This window comes from Paraburkholderia sp. D1E (genome assembly GCF_052682275.1).
In genome coordinates this window covers 667,594-687,400 of record NZ_JBQYMB010000001.1, presented here as the reverse complement: position 1 = coordinate 687,400, position 19,807 = coordinate 667,594, and the positions used below count along the sequence as shown (strand labels likewise).

13 protein-coding genes and 3 pseudogenes are annotated in these 19,807 nt (G+C 57.0%); 11 read left to right on the top strand and 5 right to left on the bottom strand.

What is annotated here, in order from left to right:
- Positions 1–208: 208 nt before the first annotated feature.
- The 3 genes and pseudogenes from ACUN0E_RS03195 to ACUN0E_RS03185 all read right to left on the bottom strand — a co-directional run.
- Positions 209–778 (bottom strand): annotated as a pseudogene (locus ACUN0E_RS03195) (IS6 family transposase); the annotation flags it as partial.
- Between the two features lie 257 nt (positions 779–1,035).
- A pseudogene (locus ACUN0E_RS03190) lies at positions 1,036–2,075 on the bottom strand (IS110 family transposase).
- Positions 2,076–3,027: 952 nt separating this feature from the next.
- Positions 3,028–4,047: a LacI family DNA-binding transcriptional regulator gene (locus tag ACUN0E_RS03185; RefSeq protein ID WP_445565626.1), complete on the bottom strand. Its 1,020-nt coding sequence runs from the start codon at positions 4,045–4,047 to the stop codon at positions 3,028–3,030.
- 437 nt (positions 4,048–4,484) lie between these two features.
- Between ACUN0E_RS03185 and ACUN0E_RS03180 the strand changes: the two genes are divergently transcribed.
- The 7 genes from ACUN0E_RS03180 to rbsK all read left to right on the top strand — a co-directional run bounded on the left by ACUN0E_RS03180 (position 4,485) and on the right by rbsK (position 12,329).
- Entirely contained in the window at positions 4,485–5,582 is a 1,098-nt protein-coding gene (locus ACUN0E_RS03180; protein WP_445565625.1) for a BMP family ABC transporter substrate-binding protein, read from the top strand.
- A 5-nt stretch (positions 5,583–5,587) separates the two neighbouring features.
- A complete protein-coding gene (locus ACUN0E_RS03175) occupies positions 5,588–7,120 on the top strand; it encodes an ABC transporter ATP-binding protein (protein WP_445565624.1) in 1,533 nt (510 codons plus the stop codon).
- Positions 7,113–8,180, top strand: a complete 1,068-nt coding sequence (locus tag ACUN0E_RS03170) for an ABC transporter permease (protein ID WP_445565623.1) — start codon at positions 7,113–7,115, stop codon at positions 8,178–8,180. Before ACUN0E_RS03175 ends, ACUN0E_RS03170 begins: the two co-directional genes overlap by 8 nt.
- 3 nt (positions 8,181–8,183) lie before the next feature.
- Positions 8,184–9,104, top strand: coding sequence for an ABC transporter permease (locus ACUN0E_RS03165; RefSeq protein ID WP_445565622.1), 921 nt, complete (start codon positions 8,184–8,186; stop codon positions 9,102–9,104).
- 28 nt (positions 9,105–9,132) lie between these two features.
- Positions 9,133–10,086, top strand: a complete 954-nt coding sequence (locus ACUN0E_RS03160) for a nucleoside hydrolase (protein ID WP_445565621.1) — start codon at positions 9,133–9,135, stop codon at positions 10,084–10,086.
- A 216-nt stretch (positions 10,087–10,302) separates the two neighbouring features.
- A complete protein-coding gene (gene tsx, locus ACUN0E_RS03155; protein WP_445565620.1) occupies positions 10,303–11,367 on the top strand; it encodes a nucleoside-specific channel-forming protein Tsx in 1,065 nt (354 codons plus the stop codon).
- A complete protein-coding gene (gene rbsK, locus ACUN0E_RS03150) occupies positions 11,364–12,329 on the top strand; it encodes a ribokinase (RefSeq protein WP_445565619.1) in 966 nt (321 codons plus the stop codon). Before tsx ends, rbsK begins: the two co-directional genes overlap by 4 nt.
- An 89-nt stretch (positions 12,330–12,418) precedes the next feature.
- Here the strand turns inward: rbsK and ACUN0E_RS03145 are convergent, their stop codons facing one another.
- Entirely contained in the window at positions 12,419–13,306 is an 888-nt protein-coding gene (locus ACUN0E_RS03145; RefSeq protein WP_445565618.1) for a LysR family transcriptional regulator, read from the bottom strand.
- A gap of 399 nt (positions 13,307–13,705) precedes the next feature.
- Here ACUN0E_RS03145 and ACUN0E_RS03140 point away from each other — a divergent pair, with 399 nt between their 5' ends.
- The 4 genes and pseudogenes from ACUN0E_RS03140 (at position 13,706) to ACUN0E_RS03125 (ending at position 18,209) form a co-directional block, all read left to right on the top strand.
- Positions 13,706–14,908, top strand: coding sequence for an amidohydrolase (locus ACUN0E_RS03140; protein ID WP_445570364.1), 1,203 nt, complete (start codon positions 13,706–13,708; stop codon positions 14,906–14,908).
- Positions 14,909–15,018: 110 nt separating this feature from the next.
- Positions 15,019–16,497: a glucose-6-phosphate dehydrogenase gene (gene zwf / locus ACUN0E_RS03135; RefSeq protein ID WP_445565617.1), complete on the top strand. Its 1,479-nt coding sequence runs from the start codon at positions 15,019–15,021 to the stop codon at positions 16,495–16,497.
- Between the two features lie 203 nt (positions 16,498–16,700).
- Entirely contained in the window at positions 16,701–17,138 is a 438-nt protein-coding gene (locus ACUN0E_RS03130) for a hypothetical protein (protein WP_445565616.1), read from the top strand.
- A gap of 115 nt (positions 17,139–17,253) precedes the next feature.
- Positions 17,254–18,209, top strand: a pseudogene (locus ACUN0E_RS03125) (LysR family transcriptional regulator).
- A gap of 487 nt (positions 18,210–18,696) precedes the next feature.
- Here ACUN0E_RS03125 and ACUN0E_RS03120 read toward each other — a convergent pair.
- Positions 18,697–19,431, bottom strand: coding sequence for an IS6 family transposase (locus ACUN0E_RS03120; RefSeq protein ID WP_445565614.1), 735 nt, complete (start codon positions 19,429–19,431; stop codon positions 18,697–18,699).
- Positions 19,432–19,807: the final 376 nt, after the last annotated feature.

Here is a 19,807-nt window from a genome sequence, read left to right as displayed (position 1 = left end):
AGGCGTTTTGCCGATTCTTCGTTGGCGAGCCCTCGAATTTGCCGTCAAACCTCTTTGACCTCACGCCATTACCTTGAAATCCGCAGCAATTGCTGTATATATTAACAGTACTGTGTAGATGCACAGGGATGGCGGTGATGGAACATCTAGACCGGCTTTGTCACGTTAGTTTTCGACGGCGCGACAGCGTAGGGAGTACGGCCTTTGCTCAGAACGTAGACGGATTTTGGGTGAGTTCAGTGAATCGACGCCAGGCGTCAAAACGTACGGCGAGCTGTTTGCGATAGAGGGAGGCGCGCAGTAGGTGTCGCTTGAGCGCGAAGTGCTGCCGAATCGGGCCGAAGCTCGATAGGAAAGCTTGCGTGCGTTTAGCATCGCGAAAGCCACGCATGCGGCGCTCGCGTTCACGCGTTGGCTGATGACTGTTTTCGGCGCGGTTGTTTAGCCGCGCACTGGCTTTCACGAAGACATGCTTGACGTGGGCGAGCTCGGGGATCTCCGCCTTTGCGGCTGGATAGCTACGGAGCTGGTCGGTCACGATCTTGCGCGGCACTTCCGGACACGAGGCCAGCACGCGCTTGAAAAATCGCTTGGCTGCAGCCTTGTCGCGACGCTTCTGCAGCAGGATATCGAGCTCGGTGCCGTGCTGATCGACTGCTCGCCACAGCAGATAAGGCTCGCCGCACAGCGTCACGAACACTTCGTCCAGATGCCAGGTGGTGCCCGGCTTGCGACGCGCAGCTTTGACGCGATACGCAAAGCTTTGACCAAACGTGTCTACATGAACGGCCCCCTTTGCGCCAGGCTTTCGTGTGTTTTGATCGACAGGATGGGTTGCAGCTCTACATTCGGCCTTTTTGCAGTCTGCTTCACTGCGGGCCCCTATGAAATCCGCTGACTCACGCCTCATTCACACCACGAGATCATTAGTCTCTGACAAGTTCTCAGGCTTGGTGAGTCCCGGTCCGACCTGTTTCGTCATCACACTCAAATGCCAACGCAACCTTGACGTTCCATTCCATGTTACGAAGCTGTCTAACGCAAAACACTAACTGTCTGGATCGGCCTCACGCTCACGTAGCCTTTTTCATACGGCTTTTGATGTGCCAGTATCGCCCAGATCGTTCGGGCCATCTTGTTGGCCAGCGCCACGACCACCACGTTCAGCGGTCGGCGCTTTTGCAACTGCTCGATCCATGCGCCGGATTCTTTCGCGTGAAATATCACGCTACGGGCGCCGTGAATGAGCAGCGTCCTCAAATACGTATCGCCGCGTTTGCTGATTCCCAATAGCTCAATCTTGCCGCCAGAACCGGTTTGCCCAGGTACAAGACCAAGCCAGGCAGAGAACTCGCGGCCGGACCTGAACGACTTCGCATGCCCCATCGTCGCGACCGCTGCTGTTGCGGTTGAAGGCCCACGCCGGGTATCGCTGCGATCGCCCTGGCTGCCTCGTCTTCTTTCATCCACACCTGCAAACGGTGCTCGATCTGGGCAATCTGCTGGTCCAGTGTATTCAGTCCGTTCCACTGTTCGCGAAGTGTATCGATGAGTATTGTCGGCAGGCGTCCGGAAAGCCTCTCCAGCACACCTGCGATAGCCCTGTCCAGCGCGGGACGACCTGTTCCCATCACCTCGCCGTATTCGGTCAACAGGCCCCGCAGGCTGTTGATCTGCATCGTGCGAAACTTCACCAGTTGTTGCCGCATCCGGTGCAGCGCCAGAATGGCCTGCTGCGCTTCGGTCTTCACGGCAACTTCCTTGCTGGGCATCTGCGTGGCCATCCAGATTGCCCGCGCGTCGGCCGAATCGTTCTTGTTACCGGTGACAAACGCCTTGACGAATCTCGCTGGCATCAGCTTCACCTGATGACCCATTTCAATCAACCGCCGGGCCCAATGTTGGGAGCCGCCACAGGACTCCATGCCGACCAGACAGGGACGGCGATTGGCAAAGTACTCGAGAAATGCCGCTCTTTTAACGGGTTTATTTACGATCTCGCCGCTGTCCGGGTCAACCCAATGAACCTGCATCACGTTCTTCGCGATATCCACACCCACGATCGTACGTTTCATGATCGCCACTCCGGTTTGCCTGGGAAGATCCTTATGATCCTCCTGCATTGGCACTTCGATACCGTCGGCCTGTGAGTGGGGAGGCACCTCCTGGATATCCTCACCGATTGGCGGGGGCCGTTCATTCCATTCACACCAGCGCCGGATCGTTTCATAGCTGACGATCACCCCGCGCTCGAAGAGTAACTCTTCGATGTCACGAAGGCTGAGCTGAAAGCGAAAGTACCAGCGTACGGCGCAGCTGATAACAGCGACCGGAAAGCGATGACCGTGATAAAGCGATTTTGCATTCTTCATCACGTGATCTTACGCGACTGCCTCAGCAACGTGACAATGCCCTCGCAGCCTCGGGGCGGGGGCGCACGCTTCATAGCTCAGGAGCATTCCATTAATCTTCGTCCCGAAACTGTCGTGCGAGATACGCAGAAATCGGTGTTGACGACTTTGCTTCGTTTTTGGTGACGACTTTACTTCGCTCTACGGCACCAAAGTAGCCAAACGCAACGTCTATTGCTACACGGTATTGGCGACACGCTTACGTCCGAAGTCCGTACCATCTGTCTTTACGGCGCGTGGATAATTCCCTTCCGCCCGTACGGAATGACATCCGAGGAAATCACTGCGGCCTCGCTCGTGAGGCTGGCCAGGTGGGCAATAGGATCGGCGATTCTCCGTTTCCGCTGAATCGCACCCACTTTGTGATGCATAGTGCGGTCCATCCATGCTGCCGGAGGAAATGTCCAGTGTTCATACCCACGCGCACTCAAGGCGTGCCGCCGATCGCACAACAATTGACCTTGTGTCGCTTGCGCGCATTGACTGATTTTGTGGAAGGGACCTTACTTTCGAGGGGACCGCGACACGTTGGACGAGGTGGGTCTTGAGGGACCGAGGTTGCCAAGTCGCCGGCAGAATCAATCGGCATCGAGGTGATGCTGTTTCACCCTCGCGCCTACCTGGAAATTCGACCCACGCTGCCGCGCTGATGTTCGATGATTTCGAGAATCGTCGAGCGGCTTTTCGCTTTGCCGGCAAGAAAATCATCGAGCCGCGCCACGACGTGTCCTGCTAGTTGTGTGAGTGACGGCGAGACCGTGGTAAGTGGCGGGCTGCTGAACTCTGCCTGCTTGGTATCAATGTAGCTAATGATCGAGAGGTCCGTGGGCACACGAAGTCCGCGCTGCCAGGCTGCCTGGAATACCCCGAATGCGAACTGTGGGCCAAAGGTCAAAAACGCGGACGGAATATCGCCTGTGTTGAACATCGCCAGAACCTTATCCCGGGCGTCGTGAAAGGCGTATGAAGTTTCCAGTATCCAGTGCCGACGGAGATTGACCTCATGTGCCTGTGCAAAACGTTTGACTCCAGCCATGAGTTCCTGACCGCGCGGCAGATCAAGCGGACCTGTCACTAGCCCAATCTCGCGATGTCCATGCTGGTACAGGATTTCCATCGCCCGGAAACTGCCTTCAGCTAAATGATCCTCAAGTCCCTGGCTACCAAATCCTGACAGTACGTCCCAGTTCAAGGCGATCAGTGGCAAACCTGCGGAGAGTGCATCAAGGTCGCTAATCCATTCGCCCTGGTGACCCAAAACGATCACACCCGCGGCGCGTTTGAGGATCGCCGACATATCACTTCCCTTGAGCATCTTTTCCAGCGTCCGTATCTTCACGCGCAGCGCGCTCCACCCTTTGGCTTCACACTCGTCCTCAATGGCATCCGCGACATCCGAAAAGAACGTTGTGTCCGCGTCGGCAACGGCAATAATGACGAGTTCCGCGCGTGCTGTCTTAAACCAGGCCGCCATGGAGTCCTTCTGGTACCCCAGCTTGTCGATCGCGGACTGGATGCGCCTCGCGGTGACCGGACTGACGGTCTTGGTCTTATTGACGTAATTCGAAACGGTTGCGTTTGACGTCTTTGCTTCAGCGGCAACGTCGTTGAGCGTGACGGTTCTCGATGTCTTCATGTTTTTGATGCCTAGTCGAGGCTACGATTGCCTGAGGACCCTGGCCGTAGCCGGGCGGAGCCATCTTACCGTTGGTTGCAGCGGACGTGCTGCCTGTTTCGTCTGAACAAAACGTGCAGCTGCGCTTCAGTGAGCGGCGAGCCGTGGGGCGAGTTAAGGCCGAAATCGATGATCTCGGGGAAGGCAACAAAATGGTGGCCGTAGTACGAAGAAGGGATTTCCCGAGTAGTGGTGATGTATCGACTCGGCTAGCATAATTGCAAATTCACACGGTTCATGGGCGCAACGCACAAGAGTCTGGCGCACAGCATGTGGGTGTCCCAGTCTTGGTGCAACAGTGAGTCCAGCTTCATTGCTCCGCAACGCGGGGGCCGATTGGCACGTAACGTGCTTTTATTTTTTCCGCGAAAGTTATACGTTTAACTAAAGGTGAAATCATGAATGAACGCCGTCGGCACGTAATCCAGTTATTTGGCGCTGCCGCTCTGTCCGTGGGTATGCCGCTTGCCCATGCCGCCGCTCGGCAGCGCATAGCACTTGCCATCAATGGCAACCTCGGCGACAAGTCATTTTTTGACCTGGGTGCAGCCGGCATCCGACAGATTCAGGCTAAAAACGCAGGTAGTGTTGAAACGAAGGTGATCGAGATGGGGGTGGACCGCACACGATGGGAACCCACCGTCGGAGACCTTTCTGGGCAAGGTTGGGATCTGATCATCGCCTGCACCTACGAAATGGGCGATGTCATCGCTGACGTCGCCGCCGACAACCCCAAGCAGACCTATGTCCTGTTCGACGGGGTAGTGCCTTATGAAAAAGGCGCTAACCGCAATGTTGCCTCCATCGTCTACAAACAGAATGAAGCTTCCTATCTTGCCGGATTTCTGGCCGCAAGCCTGCTGAAGGATGGCTCGCTCGCAGGACCGGGCAAGCATTCCCTTGGCTTTCTTGGGGGGATGGACATACCGGTGATAAACGACCATCTGGTCGGGTACATCGCTGGGGCTCAGGCTGTCGACAGTAACATCAGGCTCGCGATTTCGTATGCCGGAACTTTCAACGATGCAGCGAAGGGAAAGGAACTGGCGCTCGCGCAGTATCGGTCGGGGGTGTCGATTGGCTTTAACTGCGCAGGTCAGACAGGCTTCGGGCAACTGGCTGCCGCCAAGGATGCTGGCGGCTATGCAATCGGCGTCAACTCCGACCAGGAAGCGATCTTTAGCGCTACGGATCCAGCCATCGCCGCCCGCATCATCACTTCAGTTCTCAAGCGGGTCGATGTGACGACCGTCCGCGCGTTTGACCAGTTCCGGTCGAAGTCGCTTCATACCGGAGCGGTCGAGGCAGTCGGACTGGCGGAAAATGCGGTCGGCCTGGTGGAAGGTCCTGCGTTCAGGACGGTTGCATCGCCTGCTTTGCAACAACGCCTCGCGCAGGTCAAGTCCGAGATTGTTTCGGGGAAGCTGAAGGTGCCTTCCGCATTTGGAATGAGCACGCAGGCCTTGAATACCCTGCGCGCATCGGTGCGGGCGTAAAGCATATGTCGACCGAACCTCTAGTCCAGTTTCTGGCCGTCCAGAAAGTCTATCCGAACGGCACGCGAGCGCTGGCAGGTGTGTCGTTCACGATTCGCGCCGGTGAAATTCACGCGATTTGCGGAGAGAATGGGGCGGGCAAGTCGACGCTCATGAAAATTCTCTTCGGTCTTGAGCAACCGTCCGCAGGAATGCTCCGGATTGGCGGCACAGATGTGTCACTGCGATCAACGCGAGACGCCGCTCTGGCGGGAATCGGAATGGTTCACCAGCATTTCTCGCTGGTTCCCTCGCTGACCGTTGCAGAGAATATTGCATTAGGCTTCGAGCCAACTGTTGGCGGGTTTGTCTTCAACCGTCGCGCGGCCAACGCATTCGCTGAAGCACTCTCCGTCAAATATCGGCTGCAAATTGATCCGCGCGCCACAGTGGCCTCGCTATCAGTCGCAATGAAGCAAAAGGCAGAAATCTTGAAGGCTCTGGCGCGCGACGTTCGTTTGCTGATTCTCGATGAGCCTACGGCAGTTTTAACACCGGTCGAAACGAGCGAACTCTTTGATCATTTGCGACAGCTGAAAGCCTCCGGCGTCACGATCCTCTTCATTTCACACAAGCTGAAGGAAGTGCGAGCGATTGCGAATCACATTACCGTCTTGCGTGCGGGCAAAGTAAGTGGAAGCGCGCCGCTATGCTCGCTCGCGGACGCCGAGGTTACCCGTCTCGCAATGGGACAGGCAGTACCTCAAGTTTCCCGGCAGAGCCACCGGGTGAAAGGGAACACGGCGCTAGAAGTCATTGCGGTGTCCAGAGCCGCGCGACGCTCGTCTTCAAGGGTAATCGACGTCTCCTTCAATGTCGCGGAAGGCGAAATAGTCGGCGTCGCCGGCGTTGACGGAGCGGGACAGGAGGGGCTAGTCGAGGTACTGACCGGCGATGCTGTGCCTGACACTGGCGAGGTACTGCTCGGCGGTAGCCAGATTCATGGTCTGCCGAAATCGACATTGCGCGCGCTCGGCATTTCGCATTTACCCGCCGATCGATACAAGGCTGGCGGCGCGCCTGCTCTGAGCCTCACAGAAAATGCTATCGCCCTGGCTCGAAGATCGTCCCGGCTGAGCTGCGGACCCTACCTGAAGAAAAAAGCATGTGAGGTGCTCGCGCGAGAAATGATCGATGGTTACGACGTTCGTTGCACGTCGCCTGATCAATCGCTCGGATCGTTGTCGGGTGGGAACGCGCAAAAGCTGATTGCTGCACGCGAATTCAGTGTCAAGCCGCGTTTTTTGATCGTCGAGGAGCCGACACGAGGGATCGATGTGCTCGCCGCAAGCACCATACACAGCCGCATTCTCGATCTGGCCAAATCGAAGACGGCCGTACTTCTCCTTACTTCAGATCTCGATGAGTTGCTGACGCTCAGTGACCGGGTTCTCGTCATGCACGATGGTCGGATTGTTGCACAGTTCAATAACAGCGCTAACCTCACAACTGAGGATATTGGCCGCGCCATGCTTGGTGTGGAGGCATCCCATGCATAAAGACATTCTCAGACGGGGTGCACGACTATGCCTCATTCTGGCCGTCATCGTCGTGGTGCTATTACCCGTCGTTGCTTCCCTCGGTGACCCACGCGCAGCGTTTGTCACCTTCGTGTTTGGGCCGATTAACGACATGCGTCATTTCGGCAATGTGTTGGAAGCGATGACGCCGTTACTGTTCACCGGTCTGGCCGTCGTCATGATGTTTAAAGCAGGCGCCTCTAACCTCGGGGCAGAAGGCGCCTTCTTTCTCGGCGGGGTTGCGGCTACCTGGGTTCTCCTGAAGGTCCCGATGTCTGCACCGTTCCTGCCGATCGTGGCGATCGCCGTGGGGGGCGTGGTAGGGGCCAGTGTCTGCGTCGTTCCCGCATGGCTCAAGGCCAGTGTAGGTGCATCGGAGCTGGTTTGCTCCCTGATGCTGAACTATGCCGCGCTCTTCATTGGTCTGTACGTCGTCAACTATCATCTGCGTGATCCCAACGCCGGTGCGATGCTTTCGTTCAGGATACCGGTCGACGGCAAGCTGCCCCGGATACTCGAAGGCACACGCGTACATCTTGGTTTTGTGATCGGTCTTCTTTGTTGTGCGCTCAGTGCGGTTTATCTCTACAACACACGGTGGGGCTACGAAGTTCGGCTCGTCGGCAGTAGTCCTCTTTTCGCGCGCCATGTCGGCGTGCGCACGGTAATGGTGGGGCTTATCGCACCTTGCATCGGGGGCTTCATTGCAGCGGCCGGGGGCGCCATCGAAATCGAGGGCATGTACTCGCGATTTTCATGGACGGATCTGCCGGGACTTGGCTGGAATGGTCTAGTCGTAGCAATCCTCGCGAACAACAATCCGGTCTTTGTGCCGGTCGCGGCAATCTTTCTTGCTTACCTTGAGGTTGGCGGTGACCTGCTTGCGCAGAATTTCGCCGTTCCAGCCGAGGTAGTGGGTGTCATCAAGGCACTGGTCATCCTTTTTTCGACCGTATCTATTACAGCAAGGAGCCCTCGCGTCAAGCGGATGCTCGTGCGTGCACTCCGCGGCGCACGGAAACTCAACACGGAGGTTTGAGCCATGAGTTTCGAAAGTCATATTCCCGATCTTATCGGTGTCGTGAACGCGATGCTGCGGGTGGCGACACCCATTCTCCTTGCCGGCATCGGTGCGCTTCTTTCCGAGCGCGCGGGCGTGATCAATCTCGGACTGGAGGGAACGATGCTGTCCAGCGCGCTTGCCGGCGTGGTGGTCAGCGCCTATACCGGATCGGCAGCTCTTGGCCTGCTGGGTGCGATTGTCGTGGGTGCGATGCTGGGAGCCCTGCTGAATGGTGCCGTGGAGATACTAAGGGCGGACCTGATTCTTTCGGGTGTTGCGCTGAATCTCGCGGCGTCCGCCGGTACGGTCATGTGCCTTTATTGGCTTACTGGGGATAAAGGCATGTCGTCCTCGCTACATAGCAAAGTACTTCCGAACATCGCGATTCCGTTCGTCAGCGATATCCCGCTGATCGGTCCAATCCTGTCGGGGCGGAACATCATGACTTATGTCGCGTTCGTGTCTGTCCCTGCCGTCTCGCTGATGCTAGGCAACACAACGTTCGGACTGCGTCTGAGAGCGGCGGGACAGGATCCGAGTTCGACCGCTATCGCAGGTGTACGGGTCGCGAGAATACGCCTTGCCGCTCTAGTACTGTCGGGCATTTTCGCTGGCATGGCGGGCGCGTATCTGTCGATGGGCTATGTCAGCTGGTTTGGCGCAAACATGTCCGGTGGTCGTGGCTTCATTGCGATCGCAGCAGAAGTGATGGGTGGGGGAACTGCGTACGGAACCGGCGTCGCCGCCCTGGTGCTAGGTGGGGCCGAGGCAGTAGCTGTAACAGTTCAAAGCTACGGCGCGCCAAGCGAGTTGATACAGGCAGTTCCTTATCTGGTGCCTGTGATAGCACTTGCTTTTTATGCGCGGCAGCGTCAACGACGCACGGCGACACTGAAGTAGTAGTGAGATGTTGAACCCGGAGATATGAATGATAAGAAAGAACGTGATTTTTGACACAGACCCAGGCGTTGACGACGCGATGGCCCTGCTTTTCCTTGCACGGTCACCTCTGGTGCGCCTCATTGGAATTACCACATCCCACGGCAACGGTGATATCGACACCACAACGCGCAATGCACTTTTTCTCGCGGAATGGCTGGGCGTTGATGCCGAAGTGTATGAGGGCGCTCGTCATCCGCTGAAAGGTGTCGCGACACCGCCACCGACGTTTATTCATGGCGAGAACGCACTCGGTGACATTGCGATTCCGGATGTGCTTGGTCGGCGGGCTTCATCCATGCCGGCGCACAGATTCATTATCGAAACTGTAAAGGCACGGCCACACGAAATCTCGATAGTCGCCGTTGGTCGAATGACGAACCTTGCACTCGCACTTCGCGAGGCTCCGGAAATTGCAGGACTGGTAAAAGAGGTTGTGGTGATGGGAGGGGCGTTCGGATGTCATGGCCACACCGGTAACGTGACCCCCTTGGCCGAGGCCAACATAATTGGTGATCCCCTCGCAGCCGACGAAGTATTCGGCGCCGTCTGGCCGGTCACGCTAGTGGGTCTGGACGTCACGCAGCAGACGATCATGACGCGCGAGTATCTTGCAGATATTGCTCGATCGGCGGGGAAAGATGGAGAAATGATTTGGGACGTTTCCCGAGGTTACGAGGCGTTTCACCGAAGCAGTGGCGTAGAAGACGGTATCTATGTGCATGACTCGTCGGCAGTCGCCTATCTGCTTGACCCGTCCTTGTTCGACGTGGTGGCCGGCCCTGTGCGCGTGATTGAGGACGGCTTTGCGAAAGGGCATACGATCCGTTCGAAAGCTGGCGCATGGGGTGAACGTCCATCGGTTCAAGTATGTGTTGGAGTCGATTCCATTCGGCTCCTTGACCTTTATCGGAATACGCTGATGCAGGGCATTACTGTCTAGGGGACTGACGGGCCACCGCCAGGTCATCAGCGCTACCGGCGGTGGGATGCTGACTTTGACCTGATTCTGCGTAGATGAACACACGGACATCAGACATCGCAGGCGTTGTCTGACTCATTCGTGTTGAGAGGCGAAATACTGATTGTACAAATGCCATTAATAAATATTATGTAATTAGAACTACTAATTTAAAGAAACTGGTGCGGAGAGATATCAATGAACGGGATGAGTTTCACGAATTCTGGGACACGCTCCCACAGCGGATATTGGGCGAGGGTGGCGCGCGCCGCCGTATTCCCGGCAACCGGGGCGTTATGGGCAGGTATTTTCTTTCTCGGTGCAACGAACGCGCACGCAGCGGACGCGGCCGATAGCAACGCGGCGAATGTTGCGCAAACCGACGGTATGGCCTCGAGCGATCAGGCAGCAACATTGATGAGTCAATCGGCGGGCCCGTCGGTTGGCGTAGGCGAGTCGGCGTTGCTCAAGACGACCGCAGACGAGAAACCATGGCTTCATCAGACGATAAGCCTCATCAACAGTAGTCTGACCCGTTTTGGACCCTATCGAACGGGGGACGTCTATCTCGAGTACGAGTACTACGGTAGAAAAGGGCCGTTTGATCTATATGGGTACGTCGACGCGCCAAAAGTACTCGATGTTGGTAGCCAGCACAGTTCGGGGATCTGGGATAAGGGCTCGCCGGTATTTAGCGAACAGGAACCCCGGGTAGCACTGGATACGCTCGCGGGACGGAATCTGCAGTTTGGCCCTTTCAGCCACATATATCTGGCAACCGACTGGATCTACGACATGGGTCAGAACCAGTCTCAGCGTCAGAATACGCTGTATTTTGGAGTGGGCACGGACATCGACACCCATACGCCGCTTGCCCTTTCTGCAAACCTTTATGTGCGGCGTCAGTGGGAAAACTACGGCGCGGCGAATGAAGACTCGTGGGACGGGTACAGGCTTGCGATGAACTATTTTTATCCGTTAGGACATTTTCTGGGCGGTGACGTGAGCTATGCCGGGTTCTTTGACTACGATTTCGGATCGAAGCTGCGGGAGGAAACGGGAGACAACTCACGCACTGACACGGCGTTCGTTGCGACCAACGGCCTGGTGTATTCACGTGGTCATCTGAGGCTCATTGGAGTTGCTCGATATTTCCATAATGGTGGTCAATGGAATGGTGTTGCGCTGAATTTCGGTGAGGGAGAGTTTCAGAATCGATCGACTGGCTGGGGCTATTATCTTGAAGTGGGGTATCAGTTTTGATCAATTTCGAATCCGATGTGCATTCGCCTCCGAGCCCGCAGGTAATCGTTCTGGGAAGCTTGAACCTCGATCTGGTACTGCATGTTCGACGCATGCCGGAGGCGGGAGAGACGCTGGCGAGCGATGAAGGGGCAATCCATTGCGGAGGGAAAGGTGCAAATCAGGCCGTGGCTTGCGCGCGGCTTGGTACAACCGTCGCGATGGTCGGTGCGGTCGGGCAGGATGCTGCGGGGCAGACGCTTCTGGATGCGTTGGAACAGGAAGGCATCCAGACAAACAGCGTTGCTCGCGTTTCCGATACCTCTTCCGGGGTCGCGGTAGTTGCGATCAGTCCAGACGGTGACAATCGCATCATGCTTTCGGCCGGCGCCAATGCCGCGGTAACCGCCGAAAGCGTACTTGCTGCGGATGAACTCGTCGAATTGGCGTCGCTATTGGTGTGTCAACTGGAAGTTCCGCGAGAGGCAGTCCTCGCTGGTTTGCAGCAAGCAAGAAAGCACGGTCTGGTGACGGTTCTTAATGCGGCGCCGGCCTCTAGCGATGTGCTACCCGGAGCCATGCTGGAGATGGTGGACTATCTGATCGTCAATGAGTCAGAGGCGGCCTCCATTGCCGGGATTGAGGTTGTAGACACGCCTTCGGCATTCGCGGCGGCAAGACATTTGCGGAACGCTGGCGGCAATGTCGTGTTGGTCACGCTTGGATCGGCAGGGGTGGTAGTGAGTACCTCCGACCGTGAGTTCCACGTTCCTGCGGTGAAGGCAAACGTCGTGGACACTACGGCCGCGGGCGACACTTTCGTCGGCGCACTCGCAGCAGGGCTGGTCGAACGGAGGACGCTTGACGACGTGATCGGCTTTGCAGTCGCGGCGGCTGCCGTCACGGTAAGCCGAGCAGGCGCGCAGGCGTCGATCCCGTTTCGTTGGGAGGTCGCAGGTGCTGGAAACATACACACCGATTGACCGACGTTTGCTGGATGGCAGGCGTGCCAAACGTGCGTCTTCGACAAGAATCGGTGCTCTTTCTTGTCCCGTGGCATCGAGCTTGTTCGCTATACGTCGATTTCCTTGCTACTGAGCTGATTTCGTAGCCACGTCGCGGCACGGCCGGATCTGGCTGCAGTGTTCCAGATCAGGTCGGTGCCGACTGTCCATTCGGTATGCGGGTACGCGTCCAGTTTGAGTTCGATGAGCTCGCCTGATGCGAGCTCATCCGCAATTAATCTCTTAGGGAGGGTGATCCACCCCAAGCCATCCTTGGCGGCTTCCAGCAGCATCAGGTAGCTCTCGACAAACCAGCAACGTGGAGCTTTGAGGTATTCACCGGTCGGAAGGTTCAGGCTATGCATGACGACGATCTGCCGATAGTCGCCCAGTCGGGAAAAGCTGATCCGGTCCGCGCGAGCCAGGGGATGTTTGTGGTGCACCGCGTGGGTAAGTTTGATGTTTCCGAGGCGCCGAAACGCGATCTCGTCCGGGTAGTGTGCCTGCGCGAACGTCAGCCCGAGCATCACGTCGCCGTGTTGCACAGCACGCAGAACGTCGTCCTGAACGGGGTGCCGGATTTCCAGTCCGATGTCGGGAAACGCGCTATCGAAACCCTGAAGTGCGCTCGCAATCGCAGCGTAGGGAATGGCGTCATCGATTGCACCCACGAGGCGAGGTTCCACGTCTGAGTTGAGGCTGTTCGCACGCTCCTGCATGGATACGCAATGCGACAAAATTGACTCGGCCTCGCACAGGAGACTCTTGCCTTCGGCCGTCAATGCCGGATATCTGCCGGACCGGTCGAATAGCGTCACTCCGAGGTCAATCTCCAGGTTGCTCACTGCCGTGCTCACAGCGGACTGGACCTTGCCCAGACGACGAGCAGCGGCAGAAAACGATTGCGCCCGAGCTGTCGTGACAAACGCCTCAAGCTGGTCAAAGGAGAAGTGCATGTGCGGTCTATCTGGAAGTTAGATACATCCTGATTTTACGCAAGCCGGATCGTTTGCGATGCTGCGGTTTGTCCATACACCCCCGCATAGTAGGTCCGATTTCTGGACATGGCATGCATAAATCGCACGGGTTTCCAGTTTGCAACGTGCCGGAAGCCCGGTTTCCATAGCTTACGCCTCGTTCGCACATAGTAAGTAACTCGTACGGAGTATCAACAAGTGAGACATACCTTAATACGTGCTGATTACGTTGTTCCAATGACAGCCGATAACGCTGTCATCGCCGATGGCGCTGTCGTGATCGATTCCGCTGGCAGAATCGCTGCGGTAGGTAGCGGCGAGACGCTCCAACGAGACTATCCGGACGCGTCGGTCAGATGGCTACGCGATCGTCTGCTGATGCCAGGCTTGATCAACGCGCATTGTCACTCCGGCTTGCTGCGTGGGACGGCTGAAGGGCTGCCCGTGTGGGACTGGCTGCAACAATTTATCGATCCGATGCACCGCGTTCTGAGGCCAGAAGAGGCTGAAGCGGCATCCTGGCTCTGTTATGCGGAGGCGCTTCTTTCGGGTACGACCACGATCGTCGACATGTGGCGCTATATGGATGGCAGTGCTCGCGCCGCCGCAGAGCTGGGAATCCGGGCGGTCCTGGTGCCGTACGTGGCCGAACATCCGGACCACAACTATTTCGAGACCCTAGATACAAACGAGGCGCTGATCCGGCGGTGGCATGGTGAAGCGGGCGGCCGGATTCAGACATGGGTAGGTCTGGAGCATATGTTCTACGCTGTGCCTGCAGCATGGCAGCGCGCTACGGCGATCACGCGCGAGTATGGCGTTGGTTTGCATACGCACAGTAACGAAAGTCGCTTCGACGTGGAGGAGACCCATCGCCGCTACGGCTTGCGACCAGTCGAAGCGCTGGAGAAGTTTGGATTGCTGGATGCGCCGCGTGTACTACTTGCGCATGGTGTCTGGCTGGACGACAGGGAAATCGCCATTCTGGCGGATCGGGGTGTCGGTGTCGCTCATAACCCGGTCAGCAATATGAAGCTTGCCAGCGGCGCAGCTCCCGTCGAAAAGCTCCTCGTGGCAGGCGTGGCAGTGGGTCTCGGCTCGGACGGGGAAAAGGAGAACAACAATCTGGACGTATTCGAGGAGATGAAGGTCGCATCGTTGCTGGCCAAGTTGTCGAGCCTCAATGCGGCTGCGCTGGATAGCTGGTCCGTTTGCCGGATGGCGACCGCGACGGGGGCGCAAGCCTTGGGACTGGGCGGTGAAACGGGCTCGCTGGAAGTGGGAAAGTCGGCGGACCTGATTGCGGTGCGAACCGATACGCCACGAATGACGCCGCTGGTAACGGGCTCTCTGATGAATTTTCACCACAATCTCGTACATGCGGTGCAAGGGGGAGACGTCGATCTTACGATGGTCGCCGGTCGCGTTCTTGTGGAGAACGGGAAGCTGCAGAGTGGTGATCTGCGCTCGTTGATTGATCGTGTCAACGGACTCGCGCCCGGTCTGTTCGAGCGGCGCAGTGCGTGGCTGGCGGCACACGGTACGGTCAACGCGCTCGTTGGTTCGTCAGAATCGATCTGAACGGGACCGGTCACGTGGGCACTTTCGGGCGTTGCAATCGGGGCGCGCTATCGCGTCCGGGTTTTTGCGGCGATGTGGCCCTATGCTGTACACAATCTTCTTTGAGTGTCATGACTGAACGCTTTACTAGTGTTGAAGATTCGACGGGATTTGCTTTTGTCCTGTTCGGAGGAACGGGCGACCTCGCCAGGCGCAAACTTCTGCCTGCGCTCTATGCGGCACACCGCGACGGCATGCTCGATCTTGATGGCAAGATCGTCTCCGTCGCGCAGACTGCGTTGGACCCCAGCGGCTACCTGGAATGGGTCAATGATCAGGTCAAGCCGCACATCTCTGGGACGATCGACATGCAGGTGTGGCGAGAGTTTCTCGAACGCATTGTCTATGTGTCTGGCGACCTGGATAAACCGGAGGTGTTCTCGTCTCTGAGTGACGCGCTGAGTGCTACTCACGGCACGCGCATTTTTTATATGGCGACCGGTCCCGCTTTGTTTGTGCCGGTCTGCCATGCATTGGCGGAGGCCGGACTGACGGAGGGGGCCAGACTTGTATTGGAAAAGCCACTTGGCTACGACCTTGAATCGTCCAATGCGATCAACGACGCCGTCGGAAAAATATTTGACGAAGATCAAATCCTCCGGATCGATCACTACCTCGGAAAGGAGGCAGTGCAGAACCTCTTTGCATTGCGATTTGGCAATTCCTTATTCGAACCGCTTTGGCGTCGCGAATGGATCGAGAGCGTACACATTACGGTGGCGGAGGAGTTAGGTGTCGGAGGGCGTGAAACCTTCTATGACCAGACGGGTGCTTTGCGTGACATGGTACAGAATCATCCGCTTCAGTTACTGGCGATCGTCGCGATGGAACCACCGCAGTCGATCGATGCAGACTCGGTGCGCGATGAGAAGTTACGAGTGTTGCACGCCCTGAAGCCGATGGGCGCCGAGGATATCCGACAGAATGTCGTGCGCGGCCAATATCGCGCCGGTGCCGTCAGGGGCGAAACGGTAGACGGTTACATCGACGAGCCAGGTATCAGGCAGGACAGTTCCACAGAAACGTTTGTCGCGCTGAAGACAGATGTCGAAAATTGGCGCTGGGCCGGTGTGCCGTTTTTCCTGCGCACAGGAAAAAGGCTTGCCGCCAGCGTAGCTGAAATTGTTATTAATTTTCGGGCCGTCCCTCATTCCGCAGTGGGTTCGATTGCCTTGCGTCCCGGGTCGAACCGACTCCTGATACGTTTGCAGCCCGATGAATTGATCCGGCTTGGCGTGCTTGCAAAGCAGCCGGGACTGGACATGACGCTGCAGAAGGTCCACCTCAATCTGGCATTCGATCAATTATTTCAGCGACGCAAAATGGACGCTTATCAGCGTCTCTTGCTCGACGTGATTGCCGGCCGGCTCGCACTGTTCGTCCGACGCGACGAGCAACAGGCTGCCTGGAACTGGATTGCGCCGATCCTCCGCGAATGGAACGCTCCCGGGAGCTTCACCAGGCTCTATGTGGCTGGTATGTGGGGGCCGGCTGCCGCGAGCGCGCTGCTTGCAAGACACGGTACGTGCTGGCTGGAAGAGGAAAACTGAACATGTCAAAACTCACCATATATTGCCCGCTTCGTAGCGGGATAAGTTTTCAATCGACAGTAGACTCTTTGAGAATCAGTAAATGAAACCTCGCTATCCTGGGATTCACCATGCCGCGTTCACGAAATGCCAAGCCTAAGCAGTCAATCAGGCGTTCGGCGCGATGGCCTAAGCATTTTCTCTTGCCCATGCCAGAAACGTGCGTGCGTGATCTTTCGTTGGCCAACCATCTGGCATTGATTGGCTGCACAATGGAAACGGGCAGCCGGCATCATCTGAACGAGCTCACGCGGATCACTTATCAGGCGTTTTGTTTGTGGGAGGCAGGCTACGGTGATGTTACTTCAGAGGTCTTTCGACACGCTGAAGCAGTCCTGGATCGCGCAGTGGCGCGTGCCGAAAAGACGGGTGTTTGGAGGTTGGAGGAAAGCGAAAGCCCGCCACTGAAAGAGGTGCTTTGCATGCACGATCGGCAGATTGCCGTGGTGTCGACTCGAGTATTTCTGGAAGCGAAGATGGCCTTAGGCAGACTGCTTCAAATTGATCATGTCATCTCTCCGATACAACGTCGGCTCGGACGGGCAGCGGACGGATACACTGAACCGGATGGTAGGAGTTCGACTGTCCGGGCACATGATTGATGGATTCCGACTGGAGTGCGCAGTTGGCAGGAATGCGTTGATCTTTCTTGCAGGCAACCGCAGAAAAGTCGTCATCCATCAGGTGGGTTTTTGTCGAAACAAATGGAAAGGATGCATGAGCCAGAAGCGGGAAACGATTGATATAAATCTCTTACGTGTTCTCTATGCGGTGCTGACCGAGCAGAGTGTGACTCGTGCGGCCGCCAGGCTCGGCCAGTCCCAGCCCGCGATTAGTGCCGCATTGAAGCGGTTGCGCGGCGTCAGCGGCGACGTGTTGCTCGTACGGTCGAAAACGGAATGGCCCCGACTCCCTATGCCGCGCAGTTGCTCGGGCCGGTCAGGCAGGCTCTGGAAGGGATCGGGCAGATCCTGGCGCCCCAGCCATTTTTCGACCCCGCTAGCTCGAAGCGATGCTATCGCATTGGTTCTCCAGACTATCTGAGCACGCGCTTCATGCCAACTCTCATTGAAAATTTTCGTAGAGTTGCTTCGCGGGTCAATATTGAGTTCCATGCGCTTGGGCCCTGGTGTGATTACGAAGCTGCACTTGAGGAAGGTAGTTTGGACCTCGTTATAGGCAACTGGCCCGACCCGCCAGCGCACCTGTATCGGACAAATTTGCTTGCCGATCAGTTGGTTTGTCTTGTTTCGAGAGATCATCCTTTTGCGCGTGGTGATCTTCCGACTGTCAAGCAATACCTTGAGGCGCATCACGTGGCGGCAATAGCTTATTCAACCAGTCGGCGCGGAACGATCGACGTACTGCTTTCACGTCTTCGGCTCAAAAGAAGCGTTGCAGTGACGTTGCCGCACCTCAACGTTGCGCCGTATGTTCTCCTTCAAACGGATCTGGTACTGACAACGACGCGAATTTTTGCGGAGTACTATTCGAATATTCTGCCGTTGGCGGTGGTGCCTACACCGATGGATTTTCCGCCGATACAGTATTACCAACTGTGGCATGAGAGATCCCATCATTCTGAGGCAGTGCGATGGCTTCGAGGAGTGGTGGCAACTGCCGTCCACTCTTTGACAGGCGCGGTAGCGATTCAATCTTCGACGCTGGCTTGAACTGAAGACGCTATGCTGGACCGCCCCCCAATAGGTTGGACCTGTTCAGGACGAGCTGCGAAGATTGAGGTCACTCACCGCCTTTGCGATGCCATCGGCACTGCTTGCCTGCACCACGTGCAAAGAGTCCGCTGTGAAATCGGTGTCTGCTTCGTGAGACCAGGTCACATGATACGGAACATGTACGCCCCACCGCCCATCGATACCACAGGCGCAATATCTGAGCGTAGCGAATTGCCAACCATGGCAAATCGTCGGGCATCGATGCCAAACTGGGACAGTAGGCGCCCATAGGTACGCACATCCTTCTCAGAGACAATCTCGACTCGATGAAACAGATCAGTCAGCCCGCAACTTTCTACCTTTTGCTCCTGGTGAAGCGTACAACGAAGCAATATTGTCACCGCACCATGCCCACAAGGGAAGGGGGTGGGGGCACTGTCAACTTGCGGGACTTCGTCGATGTTGATGCATAAGGCACTGTGGCTCAGAAAGTATTCGACGGAGCTTGGGTGACATTGGTAAATTCGCGCCATGCGACGAACCGGGCCGCGAGGCGTTTGCGATAGAGAGAGGCGCGCAGCAGATGTCGTTTCAGTGCGAAGTGCTGCCGGATCGGACCGAAGCTCGACAGGAAGGCCTGCGTGCGCTTCGGGTCGCGAAAGCCTCGCATGCGTCGCTCGCGCTCCCGCGTGGGCTGATGGCTGTTCTCCGCACGGTTGTTGACACGGGCCGCAGCCTTGACGAACACATGCTTCACGCCGACCAGCTCCGGGATGTCGGCTTTCGCCGCCGGATAGCTACGCAATTGATCGGTGACGATCTTGCGTGGCACCGGGTTCGAGCGCAGCACCCGCTTGAAGAAACGTTTGGCGGCGGCCTTGTCGCGCCGCGTTTGCAGCAGGATGTCGAGTTCGACGCCATGCTCGTCGACTGCACGCCAAAGCAGGTAAGGCTCGCCACGCAGGGTGACGAACATCTCGTCGAGGTGCCACGTGCTACCCGGCTTGCGGCGCGCCGCTTTCACCCGATTGGCAAAGCCCGCGCCGAACTTCTCGCACCAGCGGCGAATCGTTTCGTAGCTGACCGTCACGCCGCGCTCGAACAGCAACTCTTCAATGTCGCGCAAGCTGAGCTGGAACCGAAAGTACCACCGCACCGCATGGCTGATGATCGTCGCCGGGAACCGGTGGCCGTGATAAAGCGATCTAGTTTTCGTCATCGCTTCATGTTACGCGAACACCCCGCCGACGTGACAGCGCCATCGGGACATCTGAATGGATCTTCATCCGGTCCTAATCGAAGAACCTCCTTCCCAGTCAAGACCCGCGAGATTCCGCCGCCGGCCCTCCGGACCAACACCAACTCCAACTACCGGACAGCAAAGAAAATGCCCGCTCGAATAGGGCTCACCCGTGGACCCGACACCCCGTTAAAGTGCCCACGCAACGCCGACGACACCTTGATTCTGCTAGCCATGTTCACGGTATTTGGGAGCGGATAAGAAATCGGGGGGGGCGTTGACTGTCGAGTGAATTCAGGCGATCTAAAGTGGAGGATCCGCGTGACGAAACAGGTCTCCAGCCTGCCGCCGAGCA

Excerpts from the sequence above, each read along its gene's own strand:
- tsx (WP_445565620.1), top strand. The coding sequence starts at position 10,303 with ATGAACGGGATGAGTTTCACGAATTCTGGGACACGCTCCCACAGCGGA.
- ACUN0E_RS03160 (WP_445565621.1), top strand. The coding sequence starts at position 9,133 with ATGATAAGAAAGAACGTGATTTTTGACACAGACCCAGGCGTTGACGAC.
- ACUN0E_RS03140 (WP_445570364.1), top strand. The coding sequence starts at position 13,706 with ATGCCAGGCTTGATCAACGCGCATTGTCACTCCGGCTTGCTGCGTGGG.
- ACUN0E_RS03185 (WP_445565626.1), bottom strand. The coding sequence starts at position 4,047 with ATGAAGACATCGAGAACCGTCACGCTCAACGACGTTGCCGCTGAAGCA.
- ACUN0E_RS03120 (WP_445565614.1), bottom strand. The coding sequence starts at position 19,431 with ATGACGAAAACTAGATCGCTTTATCACGGCCACCGGTTCCCGGCGACG.
- ACUN0E_RS03165 (WP_445565622.1), top strand. The coding sequence starts at position 8,184 with ATGAGTTTCGAAAGTCATATTCCCGATCTTATCGGTGTCGTGAACGCG.
- ACUN0E_RS03180 (WP_445565625.1), top strand. The coding sequence starts at position 4,485 with ATGAATGAACGCCGTCGGCACGTAATCCAGTTATTTGGCGCTGCCGCT.
- ACUN0E_RS03170 (WP_445565623.1), top strand. The coding sequence starts at position 7,113 with ATGCATAAAGACATTCTCAGACGGGGTGCACGACTATGCCTCATTCTG.
- ACUN0E_RS03145 (WP_445565618.1), bottom strand. The coding sequence starts at position 13,306 with ATGCACTTCTCCTTTGACCAGCTTGAGGCGTTTGTCACGACAGCTCGG.
- zwf (WP_445565617.1), top strand. The coding sequence starts at position 15,019 with ATGACTGAACGCTTTACTAGTGTTGAAGATTCGACGGGATTTGCTTTT.
- ACUN0E_RS03175 (WP_445565624.1), top strand. The coding sequence starts at position 5,588 with ATGTCGACCGAACCTCTAGTCCAGTTTCTGGCCGTCCAGAAAGTCTAT.